This is a genomic window from Vibrio antiquarius (genome assembly GCF_000024825.1).
Lineage (GTDB): Bacteria > Pseudomonadota > Gammaproteobacteria > Enterobacterales > Vibrionaceae > Vibrio > Vibrio diabolicus.
Genome location: NC_013456.1, coordinates 614,347 through 639,922, shown reverse-complemented (window position 1 = coordinate 639,922; position 25,576 = coordinate 614,347). Strand labels below are relative to the sequence as shown.

The following is a 25,576-nucleotide window of genomic DNA, read 5'->3' as shown; positions in this document are numbered from 1 at the left end:
AAGATGGATATTCGTAAAATCAAGAAGCTAATTGAGTTAGTTGAAGAGTCTGGCATTGCTGAGCTAGAGATTTCTGAAGGTGAAGAGTCAGTACGCATCAGTCGTCACGGCACTGCAGCCCCTCAAGCACCAGTTCACTACGCAGCAGCTCCAGTAGCGGCACCTGCTCCAGCAGCAGCGGCACCAGTAGCAGAAGCGCCAGCAGCAGAAGCTCCAGCGGCTGCAACGCCTGCAGGTCACCAAGTTCTTTCTCCAATGGTTGGTACTTTCTACCGTTCTCCAAGCCCAGACTCTAAAGCATTCGTAGAAGTGGGTCAGAAAGTAAATGCTGGCGATACGCTATGTATTGTTGAAGCAATGAAAATGATGAACCAAATCGAAGCGGACAAATCTGGCGTTGTTACAGCGATCCTAGCTGAAGACGGCCAACCAGTTGAATTCGACCAACCTCTTGTTGTAATCGAATAAGCGGGGCTTGCCTTATGCTAGACAAAGTAGTCATCGCGAACCGAGGTGAAATTGCACTTCGTATTCTTCGCGCTTGTAAAGAGTTAGGTATTAAGACCGTCGCTGTTCACTCGACAGCTGACCGCGATCTTAAGCACGTACTACTCGCAGACGAAACCGTATGTATCGGCCCTGCTCGTGGTATCGACAGCTACCTAAATATCCCACGAATTATTTCTGCAGCAGAAGTAACAGGGGCCGTTGCCATTCACCCTGGTTACGGCTTCTTGTCAGAAAACGCAGACTTCGCTGAGCAAGTTGAGCGCAGTGGTTTCATCTTCGTTGGTCCAAAAGCAGACACTATCCGCCTGATGGGTGACAAAGTGTCGGCTATCAACGCAATGAAGAAAGCTGGTGTTCCTTGTGTACCTGGTTCTGACGGTCCTCTGGACAACGACGAAGAGAAAAACAAGGCGTTTGCTAAACGCATCGGTTATCCAGTCATCATCAAAGCGTCTGGTGGCGGCGGTGGCCGTGGTATGCGTGTCGTTCGCGCAGAAAAAGACCTAATCCAAGCGATTGCAATGACGCGTGCTGAAGCAAAAGCAGCGTTCAACAACGATATGGTTTACATGGAGAAATTCCTAGAAAACCCTCGTCACGTTGAAGTGCAAGTTATCGCTGACGGTCAAGGCGGCGCAATCCACCTTGGTGAGCGTGACTGTTCAATGCAACGTCGTCACCAAAAAGTAGTGGAAGAAGCGCCAGCACCAGGTATCACTGAAGAGATGCGTAAGTACATCGGTGAACGTTGTACTCGTGCATGTATCGAAATTGGTTACCGCGGCGCAGGTACGTTCGAATTCCTGTACGAGAACGGTGAATTCTACTTCATCGAAATGAACACTCGTATTCAGGTAGAACACCCAGTAACAGAAATGGTTACCGGCATCGACCTAATCAAAGAACAGCTTCGCGTTGCTGCGGGTCAACCTCTGTCATTCACTCAAGATGACATTAAGATCCGTGGCCATGCGATTGAGTGCCGTATCAACGCAGAAGACCCAGAACGCTTCCTACCATCTCCAGGTAAGATCGAGCGTTTCCACGCGCCTGGCGGTATGGGTGTGCGTTGGGAATCACACATCTATTCTGGTTACACAGTACCACCTCATTACGATTCAATGATTGGTAAACTGATTACTTACGGTGAGAACCGTGATGTAGCGATTGCACGTATGAAAAACGCACTGGGTGAGATGATCATCGAAGGCATCAAAACTAACGTGCCACTGCAATTCTCTATTATGAATGACGAAAACTTCCAACACGGTGGTGCAAACATCCACTACCTAGAGAAGAAGCTTGGCTTACAATAAGCCTAAGCAAACGTCTTAAAAAATGCCCACTCCCGTGGGCATTTTTGTTTTATATGTAAGCGAACGGCTCAACATATAAATCGGCTTATTTGGGTATATACTCAAACAAATCGTAGAGTTCTGGTAAACTCTGCGCCACTTCATTCACTTTAAGAGCAAAAACCAATGCCTTGGATTCAAATCAAACTCAACGCGACCAATGAAAACGCTGAGCAAATCGGCGATATGCTAATGGAAGAGACTGGCGCGCTGTCTGTTACATTCTTAGACGCGCAGGATACACCTGTATTCGAACCTCTACCTGGCGAAACTCGCTTATGGGGCGATACTGACATTCTGGCACTGTATGATGCAGAAGCAGACACTAACTTCATCATCGACCAAATTAAAGCGAGCAATATGCTGGCTGACAATTTTGCTTACAAAGTAGAACAGCTTGAAGATAAAGACTGGGAACGCGAATGGATGGAAAACTTCCACCCAATGAAATTTGGTGAACGCCTATGGATTTGTCCAAGCTGGCGCGACATTCCAGATCCTGACGCTGTTAATGTTATGTTGGATCCTGGCCTTGCATTCGGTACGGGTACTCACCCTACAACAGCACTTTGTCTTGAGTGGCTAGAAAGCATGGATCTTAGCGGTAAGACCGTTATCGACTTCGGTTGTGGCTCTGGCATTCTGGCGATCGCTGCGATCAAACTGGGCGCTGAAAAAGTGATAGGGATCGACATTGATCCTCAAGCACTGCTTGCTTCAAAAGACAATGCTGAGCGTAATGGCGTTGCAGACAAACTAGAAGTTTACTTACCGCAAAATCAACCAGAAGGTCTGATTGCAGACGTGGTTGTTGCTAACATTCTTGCTGGCCCATTGCGTGAACTTGCACCAATCATTAAAGGCCTAGTTAAGCCACATGGCGACCTCGCTATGTCTGGCGTATTAGACACTCAAGCCGAAGATGTTGCGAACTATTACCGTGACGAGCTTCACATTGACCCGATTGTTGAGCAAAGTGAATGGTGTCGCATCTCTGGTCGTAAGCAAGGCTAGACAAGGTTTTCAGAGCTAATTGTTTGAAATTCATACAATTTACAAAAACAATTTGTAAATGCTCAAATATTAGTCTTTTCACGCAGTGAAAAAATGCGTAAAATGCGCGCCCTTGCTGGTACAGAACTGTGATGACGTTTTGAAAATCGGAAACTATCAACTTAAGAACAATCTAATCGTAGCCCCTATGGCTGGTGTGACGGATAGACCGTTTCGCGAGTTGTGTCTTCGCTATGGTGCGGGAATGGCCGTCAGTGAAATGATGTCTGCTAACCCAAAACTATGGGGAACGTCAAAGTCGAAACAGCGCATGGTACACGAGGGCGAATCGGGCATTCGCTCTGTACAGATTGCGGGTTCCGATCCACAGCTTATGGCGGACGCAGCTCAATTCAGTGTTGAGAACGGTGCACAAATCATCGACATCAACATGGGCTGCCCGGCAAAAAAAGTGAATAAGAAGCTAGCGGGCTCTGCTCTGCTTCAATACCCAAACATTATCGAAGAGATTTTGAAAGCGGTCGTGAATGCAGTGGACGTTCCTGTAACGTTAAAGACTCGAACTGGCTGGGATACAGACAACAAGAACTGTGTCCAGATCGCTAAATTAGCCGAAAACTGCGGCATACAAGCTCTTGCTCTGCATGGCAGAACGAAAGCATGTATGTACAAAGGTGAGGCCGAATATGACAGCATTAAAGCGGTAAAAGAGGCGATTTCAATTCCGGTTATCGCGAACGGTGATATCGATAGCCCGGAGAAAGCCAAATTTGTACTGGAGTACACCGGTGCGGACGCTTTAATGATTGGACGCCCTGCCCAGGGTCGTCCGTGGATTTTCCAGGAAATCCATCACTATTTGGAAAACGGCACCACAATGGAGGAGCTTCCAACTGAGGAAGTGAAAACCATTATGCTTGGTCATGTAAATGCTCTGCATGAATTTTATGGGGAGTACTTAGGCCCACGTATCGCGCGCAAGCACGTTGGGTGGTACCTAAAAGAGCATGAACAGGCAAGTGAGTTTCGCCGTACCTTCAACGCTATCGACGCAGCTCCGCTGCAAATTGAGGCGTTAGAAGGTTATTTTGATAACGTTGCATCATAATTAAGAGAAGAGCTAGACCGAATATGTTCGAACAAAATCTGACTTCAGAAGCATTAACAGTAACTACAGTAACGTCACAAGACCAGATTACTCAGAAGCCTTTACGTGACTCTGTTAAAGCGTCTCTTAAAAACTACCTTGCTCAACTAAACGGCCAGGAAGTAACAGAACTATACGAATTAGTTCTAGCTGAAGTTGAACAGCCACTATTAGATACTATCATGCAGTACACTCGCGGTAACCAAACTCGCGCGGCAACTATGATGGGTATCAACCGCGGTACTCTTCGCAAAAAACTTAAGAAATACGGCATGAACTAAGACCGGCTTTCAAAAAGTATTTGGAACAAGCCGTTACCTTTTTAGGTAACGGCTTTTCTTTATCTACTAAAACACTACGAATAACGCTCACTTTGTTCAGCATTACCAACTGGCTTTAAGATAACCACTGCTGAGCCAAACAATAACAAAGCCACGACAGCGACCCATTCATGACCTACAGAATAAGCAAAGCCCGCCAAGGCAGACCAAATCGCGACACCAAAGTGCATCATACTCATTCCAGAAGACATCAGCACACCTCGATGTTCATCAGATAAGCTTGCTATATGTGCTTGTAACGCCGGAGAGCCTACCCCTCCAGCAAGAGACCAGAGCACTAGAGCTGGAAGATAAGCGGTCACCGTACTCATCTCATTTGAGAACACCCATGCACTGCAAGGTATGCACACCATTAAAGCCACTCGCATAACGGCTCGAGAGCTACCAAGCCAACGGCAAGCTCTCCCCACGCACATATTTCCAACCACACTCACGATCCCTAGAGCAGCATAAATAGCGCCCACCCAACCGAGCGCCAACTCGCTGGTATCTCGAATATGAAGGCCTATCAGGTTAAATACACCAATACCTCCCCCTAGGCCTAAACACATCGCTAGAATCGCCCTCAACGCGCCTGGAAGATGAATGACGTCTGTGATAGGCGGCAGAGTATCTAATGCCTTTGACTCATCATGCTTGTTGTTCATGAACACTACGCTCATGGCACCGACAAGAAGAGCCGCAACGCCCAAAATAATAAAAGCGGCACGCCATGATAAAAGCTGGGTCAACAATGCTCCGAGCGCCGGGCTGGTTATCATACCCAGCGTTAATCCCGCCTGAACCATCACAATTTGACGCATCGCTCTATTACCCTTCGCGTCTCCCGCCAACGCGAATGCAATTGGCAACATGCCTGCACTTGCAATACCTGTGATCACTCGACTTGCAATCGCAAGTTCAAAATCATGAACTATGCCCGTCGTAATAGACGCAACCCCAAATACGAAGCAAGCAGGCAACATGATACGAATACGCCCAACCCGGTCTGATAAACGTCCCAGGTAAGGAGCGCAAATTGCTATAGCTAAACTATATGCCGTAATAAATAACGTAACCTGACTCGGTTGAACACTTAAATCATTTCCGATAGGTTCAAGAATAGATCCAAGCATCAACTCATCAGCACCAACAAGAAAAGCAACAAGAAATAGGATCATGGACTGCATCATAGCTCCACCTCCTGTTCTGTTTCCGATTCAGCACAAGTGAGCAACGAAATGTCTAAAACTCTGTCGGGCCAAGATTGTAAAAACGCCTTCTCATGAGATACCACAATCACACTACCAGAAAAGCGCTGGAGAGCCTCTTTAAGCGCATTTTTACTGCTGCTATCCAAATGTGTCGTTGGCTCGTCCAACAGCAAAACATTGCATTTCTGGACTGATAAACAACAAAGTTTCACGCGAGTTTGCTCACCTCCACTTAATGTATCTAGGTGGCGCTGCGTCTTATCTCCGGTGACTCCAAAGCGAGCTAATAGCTTGCGTGATTCTTTGCTTGATATCGTTGGATCACAAGAGCATAGCTCCTGCTCAGGCGTGTGCTGAGGGTGACGCCAAAACAAATCTTGAGAAAAATACCCAATCATTGCACCTTTTGCCAATACCACCTCACCAGAGAGCGGCTCGATCTCCCCCATAAGGGTTTTAATTAAAGTCGACTTACCTACGCCGTTAAAACCAGAAACGACCAACTTCTCCCCGCGCGCTAACGTGATATCAAGCGCAGGAAGCAGAGGCTGCTGATAACCTATCATCAACGCTTTTGCGTCAATCACATACTGTTGCCCAATAGGCTGGTGAGCAAAGTCAAACATCGATACTTTCTCTATATGATTCAGTTGAATACGTTCGATTTTATCCAGTTTTTTCTTGCATCCCTTAGCAAGACTAGCGTTAACTCCAGCGCCATTTTTGGCAATAAATTGCTCTAACTTTCGAATTTCATTTTGCTGAGCCTTATATTGCTTTTCTAACAAAGCACCGTCGTGATTCTTTTGCTGCATTGCTTTGACATAAGTGCCGCTGTATTTTCGGACCGTTTGATAATCAATATCACAAATACTGGTCGCTACTTGATTAAGGAAGTCAATATCATGAGAAACCAGTAAAACAGTGCCAGTGTACTCGTTGAGAAACGTGACCAACCATTCAATGTGCAGAGCATCAAGATAGTTTGTCGGCTCATCGAGAATTAACACATCGGGGTTGCGGAGTAACAACCTCCCTAAAAGGACCTTGTGTCTTTGACCACCACTTAGCGAGACAAGCGGTGTATCTAAGCCAAATTGATAAATGCCAAGACCTACAGCAACTTGTTCAATTTTGGTATCAATTACATAGAAGTCTTCATCTTCTAAATATGCCTGTAGTCGGGCGACTTGGCTTAAAAGAGATGTAGAGTGAGACTCGGTCATCGCCTGATACAAAGTCCAAAGCTTCTGCTCGGCAACGTATAAGTTCTCAAAAGCACTCTTTAAGCATTCATAAACCGTCAACGTATTATCCATCTTAAAATGTTGCTCTAAATACCCCACCTCAAGGTTTGGTAACCAGTCAATGCTGCCCTTATCTGCAGATAATTCACCGATAAGCAGTTTTAATAAGGTGCTTTTTCCAACGCCATTCGCTCCAGTGATACCTATTTTCTCTCCCACGTTAATTCGAAATGTCACGTTGTTATATAAACTCTTATCAGCGGTCTGATAAGACAAATTTTTAACTTGTAAAATACTCATGTTTTTAACCAAAAAAAAAGGGCCGGTGATCAATACCGGCCCTTATTTCAATACTGGATAATGCTTTGTAGCTGCTTAACAGATACAAAAAGGCCGATGATGAAATATCACCGGCCATCTCTTCTCTTTTATCAGGTGTACAGACGCCTGCGTATAACTTCAGCGAAGTTATACGCATAAAACACCTGATGAAGATTAATTTAAGACTCCGAGCAACACTTCATCGCGTTTTTTGCACGGAGTTCAGCCTTCTTACAAAGCTTTTAAACAAGAGATATAACATGGTTTACTGTCGAAAAAACATTCGATTTGAAGCCTACACCTTTAGAATAAAAAGTACCAGATAATTATTAGAACTATCGTGACTTACACGAAGGTCCACTGAAAGAAGACCTTTCCTCAGTCAATGTGCCAGGTGAACGACTTACTCAGCAAACACAGCTATGAGAGCACCTATACCGCTCACGTTATACGTACGTAGTGGTGGCTTTATCGGTTGGAGGGGAAGAAGTAGCAAATATCCTTTAAGGCAGACACTGGCTTAAATAGATCTACAAACAAAATCCATGTTCGGAAAGTTTTAAATACGCTGAGCTTATTTTAATGAGCGCCGGTGGCTAAATCACAACATCTAAAGCAAAGAAATCATCCCTGAAAATAACATAACCTAGTGAATAAACTTTCCAGGTAATAATAAAGGAAGCTTTGGTAAATAAGCACAGGGGCTCAAAACTAGCGCTCGAGACTGGGACCCGGTTCAGCAGAAACCGCACAGAATTGCGCAACACCTCGTCATGACAGGGCTTAGAAAGCATAGCGAAGAGGGAAGCCTGCCTCTCGATGCAAGGTTTCAATATGGAAATGAGGTTAAGGTAAGTCGGGTAACCAAAACGAAAAAAGCCCCAGTCTTTCGACTGGGGCTTAATATAAGTGGCGGAGTGGACGGGACTCGAACCCGCGACCCCCGGCGTGACAGGCCGGTATTCTAACCAACTGAACTACCACTCCGCAGTGGTATCACTCGCTTGTAATCAGCAAGTGTCCAAAATTTAAAGCCTGGCGATGTCCTACTCTCACATGGGGAAGCCCCACACTACCATCGGCGCTATTTCGTTTCACTTCTGAGTTCGGCATGGAAATCAGGTGGGTCCAAAACGCTATGGTCGCCAAGCAAATTCTTTAATTCGGAAAGCTGTTTCTTAATTCTCGTTCTTACACATTCAACGTTCTTTCATTGAGTCCATCAAAACCCCTTGGGTGTTGTATGGTTAAGCCTCACGGGCAATTAGTACAGGTTAGCTCAACGCCTCACAACGCTTACACACCCTGCCTATCAACGTCGTAGTCTACGACAACCCTTTAGGATACTTAAAGTATCAGGGAGAACTCATCTCAAGGCTCGCTTCCCGCTTAGATGCTTTCAGCGGTTATCGATCCCGAACTTAGCTACCGGGCAATGCGTCTGGCGACACAACCCGAACACCAGAGGTTCGTCCACTCCGGTCCTCTCGTACTAGGAGCAGCCCCTTTCAATTCTCCAACGCCCACGGCAGATAGGGACCGAACTGTCTCACGACGTTCTAAACCCAGCTCGCGTACCACTTTAAATGGCGAACAGCCATACCCTTGGGACCGACTTCAGCCCCAGGATGTGATGAGCCGACATCGAGGTGCCAAACACCGCCGTCGATATGAACTCTTGGGCGGTATCAGCCTGTTATCCCCGGAGTACCTTTTATCCGTTGAGCGATGGCCCTTCCATTCAGAACCACCGGATCACTATGACCTGCTTTCGCACCTGCTCGAATTGTCATTCTCGCAGTCAAGCGGGCTTATGCCATTGCACTAACCTCACGATGTCCAACCGTGATTAGCCCACCTTCGTGCTCCTCCGTTACGCTTTGGGAGGAGACCGCCCCAGTCAAACTACCCACCAGGCACTGTCCGCAACCCCGATAAGGGGTCGACGTTAGAACATCAACACTACAAGGGTGGTATTTCAAGGACGGCTCCACGCAATCTAGCGACTGCGCTTCAAAGCCTCCCACCTATCCTACACATGTAGGGTCAATGTTCAGTGCCAAGCTGTAGTAAAGGTTCACGGGGTCTTTCCGTCTAGCCGCGGGTACACTGCATCTTCACAGCGATTTCAATTTCACTGAGTCTCGGGTGGAGACAGCGTGGCCATCATTACGCCATTCGTGCAGGTCGGAACTTACCCGACAAGGAATTTCGCTACCTTAGGACCGTTATAGTTACGGCCGCCGTTTACCGGGGCTTCGATCAAGAGCTTCGACCGAAGTCTAACCCCATCAATTAACCTTCCGGCACCGGGCAGGCGTCACACCGTATACGTCATCTTGCGATTTTGCACAGTGCTGTGTTTTTAATAAACAGTTGCAGCCACCTGGTATCTGCGACTCTCAATAGCTCCATCCGCGAGGGACTTCACCGTCGAGAGCGTACCTTCTCCCGAAGTTACGGTACCATTTTGCCTAGTTCCTTCACCCGAGTTCTCTCAAGCGCCTTGGTATTCTCTACCCGACCACCTGTGTCGGTTTGGGGTACGATTCCTTACAATCTGAAGCTTAGAGGCTTTTCCTGGAAGCATGGCATCAATGACTTCACATCCGTAGATGCTCGACGTCGTGTCTCAGCCTTAAGAAGAGCCGGATTTACCTAACTCTTCAGCCTACGCACTTGAACCTGGACAACCGTCGCCAGGCCCACCTAGCCTTCTCCGTCCCCCCATCGCAATTGTAAGAAGTACGGGAATATTAACCCGTTTCCCATCGACTACGCCTTTCGGCCTCGCCTTAGGGGTCGACTTACCCTGCCCCGATTAACGTTGGACAGGAACCCTTGGTCTTCCGGCGAGGAGGTTTTTCACCCCCTTTATCGTTACTCATGTCAGCATTCGCACTTCTGATACGTCCAGCATGCGTTACCACACACCTTCAACCGCTTACAGAACGCTCCCCTACCCAATACTCAAAGAGTATTGCCGCAGCTTCGGTTTACTACTTAGCCCCGTTACATCTTCCGCGCAGGCCGACTCGACCAGTGAGCTATTACGCTTTCTTTAAATGATGGCTGCTTCTAAGCCAACATCCTGGCTGTCTGAGCCTTCCCACATCGTTTCCCACTTAGTAGTAATTTGGGACCTTAGCTGGCGGTCTGGGTTGTTTCCCTCTCCACGACGGACGTTAGCACCCGCCGTGTGTCTCCCGGATAGTACTTACTGGTATTCGGAGTTTGCAAAGGGTTGGTAAGTCGGGATGACCCCCTAGCCTTAACAGTGCTCTACCCCCAGTAGTATTCGTCCGAGGCGCTACCTAAATAGCTTTCGGGGAGAACCAGCTATCTCCAGGTTTGATTGGCCTTTCACCCCTAGCCACAAGTCATCCGCTAATTTTTCAACATTAGTCGGTTCGGTCCTCCAGTTGATGTTACTCAACCTTCAACCTGCCCATGGCTAGATCACCTGGTTTCGGGTCTATATCCAGAGACTGAACGCCCAGTTAAGACTCGGTTTCCCTACGGCTCCCCTAGATGGTTAACCTTGCCACTGAATATAAGTCGCTGACCCATTATACAAAAGGTACGCAGTCACAGGACAAGCCTGCTCCTACTGCTTGTACGTACACGGTTTCAGGTTCTATTTCACTCCCCTCACAGGGGTTCTTTTCGCCTTTCCCTCACGGTACTGGTTCACTATCGGTCAGTCAGTAGTATTTAGCCTTGGAGGATGGTCCCCCCATATTCAGACAGGATATCACGTGTCCCGCCCTACTCGATTTCACTGAATATGCGTCGTCAGTTACGGGGCTATCACCCTGTATCGCCAAGCTTTCCAGCTTGTTCACCTAACGCGTATAAAGCTTAAGGGCTAGTCCAATTTCGCTCGCCGCTACTTTCGGAATCTCGGTTGATTTCTTTTCCTCGGGGTACTTAGATGTTTCAGTTCCCCCGGTTCGCCTCGTTATGCTATGTATTCACATAACGATACTTACTTATGTAAGTGGGTTTCCCCATTCGGAAATCCCAGACTCAAGTGGTTTTTACTACCTAATCTGGGCTTATCGCAAGTTAATACGTCCTTCATCGCCTCTGACTGCCAAGGCATCCACCGTGTACGCTTAGTCACTTAACCATACAACCCGAAGGAGTTTCGAGTTGATAATCAAATCACCAAAGTTGTCTCTCATTATTTGAATGAGCGAGAGACATTCGATTTTGCCGGACTCAAATTCCAAGAACACTTGAATGTGTTTTTAGTTGTATTCATAAATGAATACTTTGAGAACTTTACAAACAACAATAAATTGTTGTTTTGTCAGCTTTCCAAATTGTTAAAGAGCTATGTTTCTTCACGAGGAAGTACATTTTCTAAAGACTTTCGGCTGCGCCGCGCAGACGTCAAAAATGCCAACCAGTATCAATTGCTTGCTCTGGTTTGGACATTCTATTCCAAAAATACTTAGAGAATGGTGGGCGATACCGGGCTCGAACCAGTGACCCCCTGCTTGTAAGGCAGGTGCTCTCCCAACTGAGCTAATCGCCCACATAAGTTTTCTCTTGTTTTCACTTTTGGTAAAAGTGAAACAAAATCCATCCTTCGTGGAAAGAATGGTGGGTCGTGCAGGATTCGAACCTGCGACCAATTGATTAAAAGTCAACTGCTCTACCAACTGAGCTAACGACCCATGGTATCCCGTAGGGGAGTCGAACCCCTGTTACCGCCGTGAAAGGGCGGTGTCCTAGGCCTCTAGACGAACGGGACACTAAGTGTAAGTGTTGGGCACTTACTTTCTCTTAAACTTCATAAACCATATCAATCTGTGTGGACACTCATCACGATAATCATCGTATAAGGAGGTGATCCAGCGCCAGGTTCCCCTAGCGCTACCTTGTTACGACTTCACCCCAGTCATGAACCACAAAGTGGTAAGCGTCCCCCCGAAGGTTAAACTACCTACTTCTTTTGCAGCCCACTCCCATGGTGTGACGGGCGGTGTGTACAAGGCCCGGGAACGTATTCACCGTGGCATTCTGATCCACGATTACTAGCGATTCCGACTTCATGGAGTCGAGTTGCAGACTCCAATCCGGACTACGACGCACTTTTTGGGATTCGCTCACTTTCGCAAGTTGGCTGCCCTCTGTATGCGCCATTGTAGCACGTGTGTAGCCCTACTCGTAAGGGCCATGATGACTTGACGTCGTCCCCACCTTCCTCCGGTTTATCACCGGCAGTCTCCCTGGAGTTCCCGACATTACTCGCTGGCAAACAAGGATAAGGGTTGCGCTCGTTGCGGGACTTAACCCAACATTTCACAACACGAGCTGACGACAGCCATGCAGCACCTGTCTCAGAGTTCCCGAAGGCACCAATCCATCTCTGGAAAGTTCTCTGGATGTCAAGAGTAGGTAAGGTTCTTCGCGTTGCATCGAATTAAACCACATGCTCCACCGCTTGTGCGGGCCCCCGTCAATTCATTTGAGTTTTAATCTTGCGACCGTACTCCCCAGGCGGTCTACTTAACGCGTTAGCTCCGAAAGCCACGGCTCAAGGCCACAACCTCCAAGTAGACATCGTTTACGGCGTGGACTACCAGGGTATCTAATCCTGTTTGCTCCCCACGCTTTCGCATCTGAGTGTCAGTATCTGTCCAGGGGGCCGCCTTCGCCACCGGTATTCCTTCAGATCTCTACGCATTTCACCGCTACACCTGAAATTCTACCCCCCTCTACAGTACTCTAGTCTGCCAGTTTCAAATGCTATTCCGAGGTTGAGCCCCGGGCTTTCACATCTGACTTAACAAACCACCTGCATGCGCTTTACGCCCAGTAATTCCGATTAACGCTCGCACCCTCCGTATTACCGCGGCTGCTGGCACGGAGTTAGCCGGTGCTTCTTCTGTCGCTAACGTCAAATAATGCATCTATTAAACACACTACCTTCCTCACGACTGAAAGTGCTTTACAACCCGAAGGCCTTCTTCACACACGCGGCATGGCTGCATCAGGCTTGCGCCCATTGTGCAATATTCCCCACTGCTGCCTCCCGTAGGAGTCTGGACCGTGTCTCAGTTCCAGTGTGGCTGATCATCCTCTCAGACCAGCTAGGGATCGTCGCCTTGGTGAGCCCTTACCTCACCAACTAGCTAATCCCACCTAGGCATATCCTGACGCGAGAGGCCCGAAGGTCCCCCTCTTTGGCCCGTAGGCATCATGCGGTATTAGCCATCGTTTCCAATGGTTATCCCCCACATCAGGGCAATTTCCTAGGCATTACTCACCCGTCCGCCGCTCGACGCCGTTATCGTTCCCCGAAGGTTCAGATAACTCGTTTCCGCTCGACTTGCATGTGTTAGGCCTGCCGCCAGCGTTCAATCTGAGCCATGATCAAACTCTTCAATTTAAGATTTTGTTCGGCTCAATGAATACTGAACATTACATAAAGTAATGTTTGAATTGACTGTGCTGAATCCGAAGATTCAATGGTCACTTCGTTTCATTGAAACCTAATTTGAAACCGCTCTTTATTAAGAGAAATTTCTAATTGGATTATCATCAACGAGTGCCCACACAGATTGATAGGTCTATATTGTTAAAGAGCTTGGCTTTCAGTGCCTTAGCACTTAAGCGAGGTGCGTATAATACGCTTTCCACTTTGAAAGTCAACATAAAACTCTAAAAAGATTAGAACTTTATGGTGACTTGCTTAAATCTTAAGCAAGTGCAAAATAAAGCCTGGCGATGTCCTACTCTCACATGGGGAAGCCCCACACTACCATCGGCGCTATTTCGTTTCACTTCTGAGTTCGGCATGGAAGTCAGGTGGGTCCAAAACGCTATGGTCGCCAAGCAAATTCTTTAATTCGGAAAGCTGTTTCTTAATTCTCGTTCTTACACATTCAACGTTCTTTCATTGAGTCCATCAAAACCCCTTGGGTGTTGTATGGTTAAGCCTCACGGGCAATTAGTACAGGTTAGCTCAACGCCTCACAACGCTTACACACCCTGCCTATCAACGTCGTAGTCTACGACAACCCTTTAGGATACTTAAAGTATCAGGGAGAACTCATCTCAAGGCTCGCTTCCCGCTTAGATGCTTTCAGCGGTTATCGATCCCGAACTTAGCTACCGGGCAATGCGTCTGGCGACACAACCCGAACACCAGAGGTTCGTCCACTCCGGTCCTCTCGTACTAGGAGCAGCCCCTTTCAATTCTCCAACGCCCACGGCAGATAGGGACCGAACTGTCTCACGACGTTCTAAACCCAGCTCGCGTACCACTTTAAATGGCGAACAGCCATACCCTTGGGACCGACTTCAGCCCCAGGATGTGATGAGCCGACATCGAGGTGCCAAACACCGCCGTCGATATGAACTCTTGGGCGGTATCAGCCTGTTATCCCCGGAGTACCTTTTATCCGTTGAGCGATGGCCCTTCCATTCAGAACCACCGGATCACTATGACCTGCTTTCGCACCTGCTCGAATTGTCATTCTCGCAGTCAAGCGGGCTTATGCCATTGCACTAACCTCACGATGTCCAACCGTGATTAGCCCACCTTCGTGCTCCTCCGTTACGCTTTGGGAGGAGACCGCCCCAGTCAAACTACCCACCAGGCACTGTCCGCAACCCCGATAAGGGGTCGACGTTAGAACATCAACACTACAAGGGTGGTATTTCAAGGACGGCTCCACGCAATCTAGCGACTGCGCTTCAAAGCCTCCCACCTATCCTACACATGTAGGGTCAATGTTCAGTGCCAAGCTGTAGTAAAGGTTCACGGGGTCTTTCCGTCTAGCCGCGGGTACACTGCATCTTCACAGCGATTTCAATTTCACTGAGTCTCGGGTGGAGACAGCGTGGCCATCATTACGCCATTCGTGCAGGTCGGAACTTACCCGACAAGGAATTTCGCTACCTTAGGACCGTTATAGTTACGGCCGCCGTTTACCGGGGCTTCGATCAAGAGCTTCGACCGAAGTCTAACCCCATCAATTAACCTTCCGGCACCGGGCAGGCGTCACACCGTATACGTCATCTTGCGATTTTGCACAGTGCTGTGTTTTTAATAAACAGTTGCAGCCACCTGGTATCTGCGACTCTCAATAGCTCCATCCGCGAGGGACTTCACCGTCGAGAGCGTACCTTCTCCCGAAGTTACGGTACCATTTTGCCTAGTTCCTTCACCCGAGTTCTCTCAAGCGCCTTGGTATTCTCTACCCGACCACCTGTGTCGGTTTGGGGTACGATTCCTTACAATCTGAAGCTTAGAGGCTTTTCCTGGAAGCATGGCATCAATGACTTCACATCCGTAGATGCTCGACGTCGTGTCTCAGCCTTAAGAAGAGCCGGATTTACCTAACTCTTCAGCCTACGCACTTGAACCTGGACAACCGTCGCCAGGCCCACCTAGCCTTCTCCGTCCCCCCATCGCAATTGTAAGAAGTACGGGAATATTAACCCGTTTCCCATCGACTACGCCTTTCGGCCTCGCCTTAGGGGTCGACTTACCCTGCCCCGATTAACGTTGGACAGGAACCCTTGGTCTTCCGGCGAGGAGGTTTTTCACCCCCTTTATCGTTACTCATGTCAGCATTCGCACTTCTGATACGTCCAGCATGCGTTACCACACACCTTCAACCGCTTACAGAACGCTCCCCTACCCAATACTCAAAGAGTATTGCCGCAGCTTCGGTTTACTACTTAGCCCCGTTACATCTTCCGCGCAGGCCGACTCGACCAGTGAGCTATTACGCTTTCTTTAAATGATGGCTGCTTCTAAGCCAACATCCTGGCTGTCTGAGCCTTCCCACATCGTTTCCCACTTAGTAGTAATTTGGGACCTTAGCTGGCGGTCTGGGTTGTTTCCCTCTCCACGACGGACGTTAGCACCCGCCGTGTGTCTCCCGGATAGTACTTACTGGTATTCGGAGTTTGCAAAGGGTTGGTAAGTCGGGATGACCCCCTAGCCTTAACAGTGCTCTACCCCCAGTAGTATTCGTCCGAGGCGCTACCTAAATAGCTTTCGGGGAGAACCAGCTATCTCCAGGTTTGATTGGCCTTTCACCCCTAGCCACAAGTCATCCGCTAATTTTTCAACATTAGTCGGTTCGGTCCTCCAGTTGATGTTACTCAACCTTCAACCTGCCCATGGCTAGATCACCTGGTTTCGGGTCTATATCCAGAGACTGAACGCCCAGTTAAGACTCGGTTTCCCTACGGCTCCCCTAGATGGTTAACCTTGCCACTGAATATAAGTCGCTGACCCATTATACAAAAGGTACGCAGTCACAGGACAAGCCTGCTCCTACTGCTTGTACGTACACGGTTTCAGGTTCTATTTCACTCCCCTCACAGGGGTTCTTTTCGCCTTTCCCTCACGGTACTGGTTCACTATCGGTCAGTCAGTAGTATTTAGCCTTGGAGGATGGTCCCCCCATATTCAGACAGGATATCACGTGTCCCGCCCTACTCGATTTCACTGAATATGCGTCGTCAGTTACGGGGCTATCACCCTGTATCGCCAAGCTTTCCAGCTTGTTCACCTAACGCCTATAAAGCTTAAGGGCTAGTCCAATTTCGCTCGCCGCTACTTTCGGAATCTCGGTTGATTTCTTTTCCTCGGGGTACTTAGATGTTTCAGTTCCCCCGGTTCGCCTCGTTATGCTATGTATTCACATAACGATACTTACTTATGTAAGTGGGTTTCCCCATTCGGAAATCCCAGACTCAAATGGCTTTTACTGCCTAATCTGGGCTTATCGCAAGTTAATACGTCCTTCATCGCCTCTGACTGCCAAGGCATCCACCGTGTACGCTTAGTCACTTAACCATACAACCCGAAGGAGTTTCGAATTGATGTTAAACAACCAAAGTTGCTGTCTCATTATTTGAATGAGCGAGACAGCTTTCGATTTTGCCGGACTCAAATTCCAAGAACACTTGAATGTGTTATTAGTTGTATTCATAAATGAATACTTTGAGAACTTTACAAACAACAATAAATTGTTGTTTTGTCAGCTTTCCAAATTGTTAAAGAGCAATAATAGCTCGAAGCTTTCGCTTCAAAACCATCAATCTGTGTGAACACTCATCGCAATAATCATCGTATAAGGAGGTGATCCAGCGCCAGGTTCCCCTAGCGCTACCTTGTTACGACTTCACCCCAGTCATGAACCACAAAGTGGTAAGCGTCCCCCCGAAGGTTAAACTACCTACTTCTTTTGCAGCCCACTCCCATGGTGTGACGGGCGGTGTGTACAAGGCCCGGGAACGTATTCACCGTGGCATTCTGATCCACGATTACTAGCGATTCCGACTTCATGGAGTCGAGTTGCAGACTCCAATCCGGACTACGACGCACTTTTTGGGATTCGCTCACTTTCGCAAGTTGGCTACCCTCTGTATGCGCCATTGTAGCACGTGTGTAGCCCTACTCGTAAGGGCCATGATGACTTGACGTCGTCCCCACCTTCCTCCGGTTTATCACCGGCAGTCTCCCTGGAGTTCCCGACATTACTCGCTGGCAAACAAGGATAAGGGTTGCGCTCGTTGCGGGACTTAACCCAACATTTCACAACACGAGCTGACGACAGCCATGCAGCACCTGTCTCAGAGTTCCCGAAGGCACCAATCCATCTCTGGAAAGTTCTCTGGATGTCAAGAGTAGGTAAGGTTCTTCGCGTTGCATCGAATTAAACCACATGCTCCACCGCTTGTGCGGGCCCCCGTCAATTCATTTGAGTTTTAATCTTGCGACCGTACTCCCCAGGCGGTCTACTTAACGCGTTAGCTCCGAAAGCCACGGCTCAAGGCCACAACCTCCAAGTAGACATCGTTTACGGCGTGGACTACCAGGGTATCTAATCCTGTTTGCTCCCCACGCTTTCGCATCTGAGTGTCAGTATCTGTCCAGGGGGCCGCCTTCGCCACCGGTATTCCTTCAGATCTCTACGCATTTCACCGCTACACCTGAAATTCTACCCCCCTCTACAGTACTCTAGTCTGCCAGTTTCAAATGCTATTCCGAGGTTGAGCCCCGGGCTTTCACATCTGACTTAACAAACCACCTGCATGCGCTTTACGCCCAGTAATTCCGATTAACGCTCGCACCCTCCGTATTACCGCGGCTGCTGGCACGGAGTTAGCCGGTGCTTCTTCTGTCGCTAACGTCAAATAATGCAGCTATTAACTACACTACCTTCCTCACGACTGAAAGTGCTTTACAACCCGAAGGCCTTCTTCACACACGCGGCATGGCTGCATCAGGCTTGCGCCCATTGTGCAATATTCCCCACTGCTGCCTCCCGTAGGAGTCTGGACCGTGTCTCAGTTCCAGTGTGGCTGATCATCCTCTCAGACCAGCTAGGGATCGTCGCCTTGGTGAGCCCTTACCTCACCAACTAGCTAATCCCACCTAGGCATATCCTGACGCGAGAGGCCCGAAGGTCCCCCTCTTTGGCCCGTAGGCATCATGCGGTATTAGCCATCGTTTCCAATGGTTATCCCCCACATCAGGGCAATTTCCTAGGCATTACTCACCCGTCCGCCGCTCGACGCCGTTATCGTTCCCCGAAGGTTCAGATAACTCGTTTCCGCTCGACTTGCATGTGTTAGGCCTGCCGCCAGCGTTCAATCTGAGCCATGATCAAACTCTTCAATTTAAGATTTTGTTCGGCTCAATGAATACTGAACATTACATAAAGTAATGTTTGAATTGACTGTGCTGAATCCGAAGATTCAATGGTCACTTCGTTTCATTGAAACCTAATTTGAAACCGAAGTTTCTAATTGGATTATCATCAACGAGTGCCCACACAGATTGATAGGTTTATATTTTTAAAGAGCTTTTCTAACTTACCCAGCAACTTAGTTGCTCGTTGTTAGGGGTGCGCATTTTACTCCGCACCGTGAGAGAGTCAAGCATTTTTTTCAAATTCTTTTTCTCTCACTTCCGATTCGCTGTGTGACTTTCGTCTCACTCCGTGTCGGTGGATGCGCAGTATAGGGAGTTGAGAAATTAGTACAAGCGTTTTTTGCAAAAAAACTCTCAACCGAACAAATAGCAATCACTTTGTGTGTATACCAAGCGATCTTGGCTATTTTTTCTCATTTAAAAGGATCTTTCCTCAAAAAAAAGGGCGTTTCTACCTGAATTACGATCTTCAAATTTGATGTAATTGAAGCAAATGATATTCGCTCAACGCGCTTTTTCTTTTCTGCCTGCTGTATAAAAGATAAAAAAGAGCAGAACGATAACGAACTGCTCTTTGGTCTTTGCTTTTTACTTGGGGTACTTCAGGTGAAGTCTTGGAAAAATGTTTCTTCTATATATAGAAGAAAAGATCAGAGCATCCTTGCCCTTCTCTTTTACGACAGATTAGCTAGGGGTATATCTAAATGTCGTGGTTGTTCGATGACACATTGAGCTCGTAAGAGTGGAGCATGCTTGCATTCTCAATGGCGTCATCTTAGAGAGGAACTTAGTTCTTCAATACTTTTACAGTGTAGCTACCATCTTTTTGTTGGTACAGACCGTGGATGTCGGTTTCGAAACCTGGGTAATGCGCACCGATCTCACAAAGCATCTCTAGGAAGTCCAGCACAGGGCGAGACTCTTGAGTCACCATTTCACCAGGAAGTACTAGTGGCACGCCTGGAGGGTAAGGAAGGATCATGTTCGCACTTACGCGACCAACCATTTCTTCCAGTTTGATTTCTTCTACGTTACCGCGAAGCTCTTCTTGCCATGCTGCGTGTGGTGTTACTTTCATTTCAGGAAGAACATCGAACGCTTTGTACATTAGCTCTGGTAGATTGTATTTCTTAGTTAGGTTGTGAATCGCTTGTGCTAATTCTTGAACGCGCATGCCTTCATAGAAGCTTGGGTCTTCATTATATAGCGAAGGTAGGAAGCTCTTGATGGTTAGGTTCAAGTCGTACCCACGTTTAAATTCAGTCAGACCGCGTAGCAATTGCATTGCTTTTGATTTGTCGATACCGATTGAGAATAGGAACAACAAGTTGTATGGACCTGTTTTCTCTACCACGATGCCGCGCTCGTCTAGGAATTTAGCCACCAGCGAAGCAGGAATACCTGATTCTTCTAGTTCGCCTTCTTTATTCATCCCCGGAGTTAGTAGCGTTACTTTGATTGGATCAAGATACATGTGGTTGTCATCCATGTTCTTGAAGCCGTGCCATGTGTCGCTAGGGTCTAGTTTCCAACATTCCGTGGTATCGATGTTTTCTGGTTGCCATACATCGAAGAACCAGCTGTCACTTTCTGCTTCTAGGCGTTTGATCTCTTTACGGAAGCGGATTGCGCGATCGATAGAGTCTTGCATCAACTTCTTACCAGTGTTGCCGCGCATCATTGCCGCTGCAGTTTCAGTAGAAGCCACAATGCCGTACTGAGGTGAAGTTGAAGTGTGCATCATGAATGCTTCGTTGAAAGACTCTTTATCAAAGTCACCTTTCACGTGAATCATTGAAGCTTGTGAGAACGCTGCCAACAGTTTGTGTGTTGATTGTGTTTCGTAGAACACTTTGCCTGGCATCGCTTCACCACTCATACCACATTTACCTTCGTAAATTGGGTTGAAGTTAGTGTAAGGCACCCAAGCACTGTCGAAGTGGATGTGTTTACAGTCTAGCGACTCTTTGATGAATTGTGTGTTGTACAACAAGCCATCGTAAGTTGAGTTAGTCACTACTGCGTAACTTGGCGCTGTTGCACCTGGTGTTTTCGCCACTTTCTCTGCAATGACATCTCGGCTGAATTCGCTTTGTGGAATACCACCAAGGATGCCGTATGCGTTACGAGTTGGGCGGAAGTAGATTGGTGTCACGTCGCTCATCATCATTAGGTGAGTCAGAGATTTGTGACAGTTACGGTCAATCAGTACTGTGCTGCCCGCAGGTGCTGAGTACATGCCAACAATTTTGTTCGATGTAGACGTACCGTTCGTTACGATGTACGAGCTGTCTGCATTGAATGTGCGTGCGATGTATTCTTCTGCATCTTTATGTGGACCTGAGTGGTCTAGTAGAGAACCTAGCTCAGGCATTGAGATTGATACGTCCGCTTTAAATGTGTTTGGACCGTAAAAATCGTAGAAGATGCTACCAGCAGGGCTTTTCTGGAATGCAGTACCGCCCATGTGACCTGGAGTACAGAAGGTGTATTTACCTTCTTCTACGTATTTGAATAACGCTTTAGTGAATGGAGGCATGATGGCATCTTTGTATGCCTCAGTCGCTTGGTTGATTTTGATAGCGATGTCGTCAGCCATACCTAAAGCGTACTCGAAGAAGCTCACGTTTAGACGTAGGTCTGTTAGTGAAATGTCTAGAGTAGACTGTTCGTTAGCAAATGCGTGAACAGGCAGTTTTTCGTTGATTTGGCTAATACGTTCACATAGCTCTAGTGAGTATTTATCCCAGTCGAACAGCACACCGCAAATGCGTGGGTTCATCTCAATCATTTTGATCAAGTCTTTATCATCTACTGGGTAAACCACTTCGTAGCCCGCTTTCTCAAGAGCAGCGTGAAGTTGACGAACTGGCTCTTCTTTAAAGAACACACCCATGTGGTTCAAGATAGCGAAAATATTCATTTGGACATCTCCAAGGCGAATGAAGGCGCTCTCTGCCATTTACAGGCAGTGAGTAAGGTGAGCGCCGAGTGAATTTGTTTTTTATTGGCTGGCACCGAAGTGCCAGCGTTTGGGGATTAGTTGCTTGCTTGAGCAGGCATGTCGTCAGCGTGTAGCTTCATGTACTGAGCTAAGCCGGCTTTTTTGCTGTAGAACATCAAGATAACGAGAGACACGATGAAGGTTGCTGTTAGCGTACCGCCTTCTGCACCAGCAAGGGCAATGAAGCAGAACAGACAAGCTACACCAGAGAACAGCATTACGAAGCCGTTGCGTGTTGTCATACCTTCGAAGCGAATCAAGTTAATGCTTGAGTAGAAGTAAGGCAGCATAGTTAGTAGAACTGCATCAGTCGTTAGCTGGTTGAACAGGTCTGATGCGTGTGCTGTTTTAGAGCTGAAGAACATCAGTACAACCATTAATGCTGTCATCTTGATTGACGCAAGGATTAAACCTTTCTTAGGCACACCGTTTTTGTCAGTTTCGCCGTAGATTTTAGGGAAGTTGCCATCGCTTGCTGCACGTTTACCAGCTTCGCCCACCAGCATCATCCAAGAACCTAGCGAAGTAAAACATGCTAGTGCTGTGAATGCTGATACGAATGGTGCTGTCCAGCTACCGAATAGCTCAGTGGTAGCCAATGCAAATGGCGCACCTGATGCCGCGACTTCAGAAGCAGGGAACATGCCGCTGATCATTTGAGTTGATAGGATGTAAATCACACCTGCGATACCAGTACCCAGCATGGTTGCTAGCGGTACAGTACGTTTAGGGTTTTCTACCATACCTGTCGATACTGCTGCTGATTCCACACCAACGAATGACCATAGACAGATAAGAACCGCAGTCACAATCGCATGGCTATCAGTACCCGCAGATACGTTCCAGTTTTGGCTGTATAGCGCAGTGTCGAAGTGCGTCCAACCAAATAGAGCGGTACCAACAACTGGAATTAGGATTAGAACAAGACCAAGCGTACATAGACGGCTTACCCAGCTACCACCAAGTAGGTTGACGAAAGTGAAGATCCATACCGATGCAATCGTCGCAATACCTGCTGGGATTGGGTCATTAAGCACAGGGAAGAATACTGAAAGGTAAGAAACACCTGTAATAGCAATAGCTAGGTTACCAATCCAGTTCGCGTGGTAATAAAGCACGCCCGTTTGGAAACCAAAGACTGGGGAAACTTCGCCCGCATAAGCGATAGGACCACCTTCTTGAGGGTTTTTGGTTGCCAGACGAGCGTAAACAAACGCAAGGCTCAGTGCACCGATCAAACAGATCAGCCAGCTGAAAATTGAAACAGAGCCTACTGAAGCTAGGCTAGAAGGTAACAGTGCAATACCACTGCCCATCATGTTACCGGCGACTACACCCGTACAGGCAATTAGGCCGATTTTTTTCGTATTCGATGACATAACATCTCCAAATCTATTCTACTCAAGTCAACGTGACTCAAACTGAACGGTTATTAGCGAGATGCTATGAAGTAGATACCTGCTCGACCTCGCTAAATTTCGAAGTGAAGACTACGCCCAAAAATCGGGAAAAAAATAAACTTGGCGTTATCAATAAAATGATTAGTTAATCAACATCAAGTTGAGATAAACATGATAAACACAAAAATATAAAACCAAATTATTCATGCAGTTATAAGAAAAACATCAAACCTTCTACCGATAGATAAACTCTCATCAACTCGTCGGTAATCGCGATAAAAGTTATCAACCTCTATCAACTTCCCCATCCCGAAGGGTTAATTCCCTGAACTGTTGATTCCATAAATCTCTCCCTGATCGCGCTTTTTGACCCACATCAATATTCATCTCGCCTGCAAGAAAGCATCAGAATCATTCTCGCCACATAACTCAGCCAGACACTCCATACAATCAATAGAGATAGAGATAGAGATAGAGATAGAGATAGAGATAGAGATAGAGATAGAGATAGAGATAGAGATAGAGATAGAGATAGAGAAGCAAACCGGATATGTTTTCCCGTTGCAAGCTTGCGTTGTTAGCTCCTTCGTACGTCATTGCCCCACCCTTTTCACTTTTCGACAGCGACAAAAAAGCCCCTCACCGAAATGAGGGGCTAGTATTTGAGTCCGAGAGAATTAAAGCATTCGAACGACAGAAGGGTGAACAGCGCGATACATGGCGTAATCAATCGCCTTCATGTTACTTGGGAAGACCAAGTTTTCGCACAGCAGATACGTCTCAACCGACGTATCAATATAGAAAGCTTCGCTGTAAGACTCACTGGCCAAATCCAGATCACCATCCAATTCAGCATGCTTACCACGAATCACATAAGAAAGCACCGAATCACGTAACCTCAAAGCCTGCCCAAGATGCTGCTTGGCTGAAGCCATGTCACCAATAATGGTTTCGTGCAGGGCTAAAGCTTCATAAATTCGCGGTTGAATTGGCCCAACCATCATTTTTACGTTAGTTTCTAGTGCGTCACTCAACTGCTGCACTCGCCCTTTCTTCAACTCCTGTGAAAAATCGAGCACCTTCTGCACGTGGTAAGCAATTAATAACTCTGCCTGAACGTAAGCATTATCTGGCTCAATTTCTAAAATGTTTTCCATCAAGTTGACGCCTTGGCGAAACTGCTTGGCATCCGAGACATTGAGATAATGGTTAGCTTGAACAAACAGCTCCAAAGCATCTGGGTTAATTGGCATTCCCGCCACCAGCATCGTGGATTTCAGCTTGGCATCCGGCACTTTCAGCACTTGCATCAAGTCTAACGACGCTTGTTGAAGCACTGTCTTTAAATGGCTGCTGGTTAACGCGTATTGACGACTAAACAACACCTTTTCAGATGAGTTATTCCGATATTCCACCTCTAAAAAGCTGCTACCCTCATTTTCACGAACCCGCACCACAACCGATTTGCCCGGCACAATACCCGAGGTAAACGACGCCTTCTTTAGCATGACTCGGTAATCGCTCACTTGAGCAATGTCGGACATCAACTTTTGGGCAAACCCGTCTGCCAAGTCGTAGCTTAACCCTTCGCTCGTGAAGTTATCTTGAAACTTGAATTCGATAAGGTGAGTATCGATGGCTTGAGTAATACGCACTTCCGATTGCTTGTAGGTAAACACGCCCATCACCACAACCAAGACACTGATCCAGATGAAGTTCATGATCCCCAGGCGCCACGGACTGATTTTATTTTTTTTCTGAGGGGCCTTTTTCTCTTTAGACATCTCACAGACCGCGCGAGTCAGAGGGCCAGCAGGAAAGGTGACGGCAGGTGCGATAGGTAGAGTCTCTTCTTCTGGCTCTTCAACAATAGGAGGAAGAGTTTCTGAATCACAATGACGACTTGCGAGGAATTCCTCGAGTGTCATTGGGGTCACATTCGCCACCAGCTTGTAACCACGTTTCGGCACTGTAATGACGTAGCTGGTATTTTCTTCCCGACCGTCACGCAGTAATTTACGTAACTCAAAAATGGACTGAGTCACCACTTGATCGGTCACAATCGCCCCTGCCCAAACGTATTGGATCAATTCCTCACGATTGAACACCTCATTCGCATGCTCCGCTAGGAAATGCAGAAGATTAATTAAGCGTGGCTCAACAGTAACTTCCCTATCTTGTCGATACAGCTTATTTTCATCAACGCTCAAAACCCAGTCATTGATTTGAAAATAGACTCCAACCATGTATGAAAACTCTCGTATCTACAGACAGCGCTACAGTAGGAATCAAACAATGGTCAATTCCTACTGGTAACTAAAGGCGAGATTATAGGTGGGAAAACGGCGT

Annotated in this window: 10 protein-coding genes, 4 tRNA genes and 6 rRNA genes; 5 read left to right on the top strand and 15 right to left on the bottom strand. The window is 47.3% G+C overall.

The window, feature by feature from the left end:
- Nucleotides 1-3: 3 nt before the first annotated feature.
- From accB to fis, 5 genes are all read left to right on the top strand, one after another.
- Nucleotides 4-468, top strand: a complete 465-nt coding sequence (gene accB / locus VEA_RS03060) for an acetyl-CoA carboxylase biotin carboxyl carrier protein (protein WP_005397840.1) — start codon at nt 4-6, stop codon at nt 466-468.
- 14 nt (nt 469-482) lie between these two features.
- Nucleotides 483-1,826: an acetyl-CoA carboxylase biotin carboxylase subunit gene (gene accC, locus VEA_RS03055; RefSeq protein WP_005397839.1), complete on the top strand. Its 1,344-nt coding sequence runs from the start codon at nt 483-485 to the stop codon at nt 1,824-1,826.
- 165 nt (nt 1,827-1,991) lie between these two features.
- On the top strand, nt 1,992-2,879 hold the full coding sequence (gene prmA / locus VEA_RS03050; protein WP_012841316.1) for a 50S ribosomal protein L11 methyltransferase: 888 nt from the start codon (nt 1,992-1,994) through the stop codon (nt 2,877-2,879).
- Between the two features lie 139 nt (nt 2,880-3,018).
- Complete coding sequence (dusB, locus tag VEA_RS03045) at nt 3,019-3,987, top strand: tRNA dihydrouridine synthase DusB (protein WP_041853011.1); 969 nt, start codon at nt 3,019-3,021, stop codon at nt 3,985-3,987.
- Between the two features lie 23 nt (nt 3,988-4,010).
- Entirely contained in the window at nt 4,011-4,307 is a 297-nt protein-coding gene (fis, locus tag VEA_RS03040; RefSeq protein ID WP_000462885.1) for a DNA-binding transcriptional regulator Fis, read from the top strand.
- A gap of 74 nt (nt 4,308-4,381) precedes the next feature.
- Here fis and VEA_RS03035 read toward each other — a convergent pair whose 3' ends face one another.
- From VEA_RS03035 to cadC, 15 genes are all read right to left on the bottom strand, one after another.
- Nucleotides 4,382-5,539 (bottom strand): MFS transporter, encoded by a 1,158-nt coding sequence (locus VEA_RS03035; RefSeq protein WP_006743001.1) that lies wholly within the window; start codon nt 5,537-5,539, stop codon nt 4,382-4,384.
- On the bottom strand, nt 5,536-7,107 hold the full coding sequence (locus VEA_RS03030; protein ID WP_006743002.1) for an ABC-F family ATP-binding cassette domain-containing protein: 1,572 nt from the start codon (nt 7,105-7,107) through the stop codon (nt 5,536-5,538). The genes VEA_RS03035 and VEA_RS03030 overlap by 4 nt, the downstream gene beginning before the upstream one ends.
- A gap of 931 nt (nt 7,108-8,038) precedes the next feature.
- A tRNA-Asp gene (locus tag VEA_RS03025) sits at nt 8,039-8,115 on the bottom strand.
- Nucleotides 8,116-8,161: 46 nt separating this feature from the next.
- Nucleotides 8,162-8,278: ribosomal RNA gene (gene rrf, locus VEA_RS03020) — 5S ribosomal RNA — on the bottom strand.
- Nucleotides 8,279-8,371: 93 nt separating this feature from the next.
- Nucleotides 8,372-11,260, bottom strand: a 23S ribosomal RNA gene (locus tag VEA_RS03015).
- A gap of 335 nt (nt 11,261-11,595) precedes the next feature.
- Nucleotides 11,596-11,671 (bottom strand) — tRNA-Val (locus VEA_RS03005).
- A 66-nt stretch (nt 11,672-11,737) separates the two neighbouring features.
- Nucleotides 11,738-11,813: transfer RNA gene (locus tag VEA_RS03000), tRNA-Lys, on the bottom strand.
- Nucleotide 11,814: 1 nt separating this feature from the next.
- Nucleotides 11,815-11,890, bottom strand: a tRNA-Glu gene (locus VEA_RS02995).
- A gap of 88 nt (nt 11,891-11,978) precedes the next feature.
- Nucleotides 11,979-13,531 (bottom strand): 16S ribosomal RNA (locus VEA_RS02990).
- Nucleotides 13,532-13,861: 330 nt separating this feature from the next.
- A 5S ribosomal RNA gene (rrf, locus tag VEA_RS02985) occupies nt 13,862-13,978 on the bottom strand.
- 93 nt (nt 13,979-14,071) lie between these two features.
- Nucleotides 14,072-16,960: ribosomal RNA gene (locus VEA_RS02980) — 23S ribosomal RNA — on the bottom strand.
- 278 nt (nt 16,961-17,238) lie between these two features.
- Nucleotides 17,239-18,791 (bottom strand): 16S ribosomal RNA (locus tag VEA_RS02975).
- Together the 16S, 23S and 5S rRNA genes with 4 tRNA genes alongside form the textbook arrangement of a ribosomal RNA operon.
- Nucleotides 18,792-19,610: 819 nt before the next feature.
- Entirely contained in the window at nt 19,611-21,746 is a 2,136-nt protein-coding gene (locus VEA_RS02970; protein ID WP_012841314.1) for a lysine decarboxylase CadA, read from the bottom strand.
- A gap of 116 nt (nt 21,747-21,862) precedes the next feature.
- Nucleotides 21,863-23,206, bottom strand: coding sequence for a cadaverine/lysine antiporter (gene cadB / locus VEA_RS02965; RefSeq protein WP_005383654.1), 1,344 nt, complete (start codon nt 23,204-23,206; stop codon nt 21,863-21,865).
- A 698-nt stretch (nt 23,207-23,904) separates the two neighbouring features.
- On the bottom strand, nt 23,905-25,473 hold the full coding sequence (gene cadC / locus VEA_RS02960) for a lysine decarboxylation/transport transcriptional activator CadC (RefSeq protein WP_006743193.1): 1,569 nt from the start codon (nt 25,471-25,473) through the stop codon (nt 23,905-23,907).
- Nucleotides 25,474-25,576: the final 103 nt, after the last annotated feature.

Bases quoted from the DNA above. Each gene is read 5' to 3' on its own strand.
- accB (WP_005397840.1), top strand. From the start codon at position 4: ATGGATATTCGTAAAATCAAGAAGCTAATTGAGTTAGTTGAAGAGTCT.
- accC (WP_005397839.1), top strand. From the start codon at position 483: ATGCTAGACAAAGTAGTCATCGCGAACCGAGGTGAAATTGCACTTCGT.
- prmA (WP_012841316.1), top strand. From the start codon at position 1,992: ATGCCTTGGATTCAAATCAAACTCAACGCGACCAATGAAAACGCTGAG.
- fis (WP_000462885.1), top strand. From the start codon at position 4,011: ATGTTCGAACAAAATCTGACTTCAGAAGCATTAACAGTAACTACAGTA.
- VEA_RS03035 (WP_006743001.1), bottom strand. From the start codon at position 5,539: ATGATGCAGTCCATGATCCTATTTCTTGTTGCTTTTCTTGTTGGTGCT.
- VEA_RS03030 (WP_006743002.1), bottom strand. From the start codon at position 7,107: ATGAGTATTTTACAAGTTAAAAATTTGTCTTATCAGACCGCTGATAAG.
- VEA_RS02970 (WP_012841314.1), bottom strand. From the start codon at position 21,746: ATGAATATTTTCGCTATCTTGAACCACATGGGTGTGTTCTTTAAAGAA.
- cadB (WP_005383654.1), bottom strand. From the start codon at position 23,206: ATGTCATCGAATACGAAAAAAATCGGCCTAATTGCCTGTACGGGTGTA.
- cadC (WP_006743193.1), bottom strand. From the start codon at position 25,473: ATGGTTGGAGTCTATTTTCAAATCAATGACTGGGTTTTGAGCGTTGAT.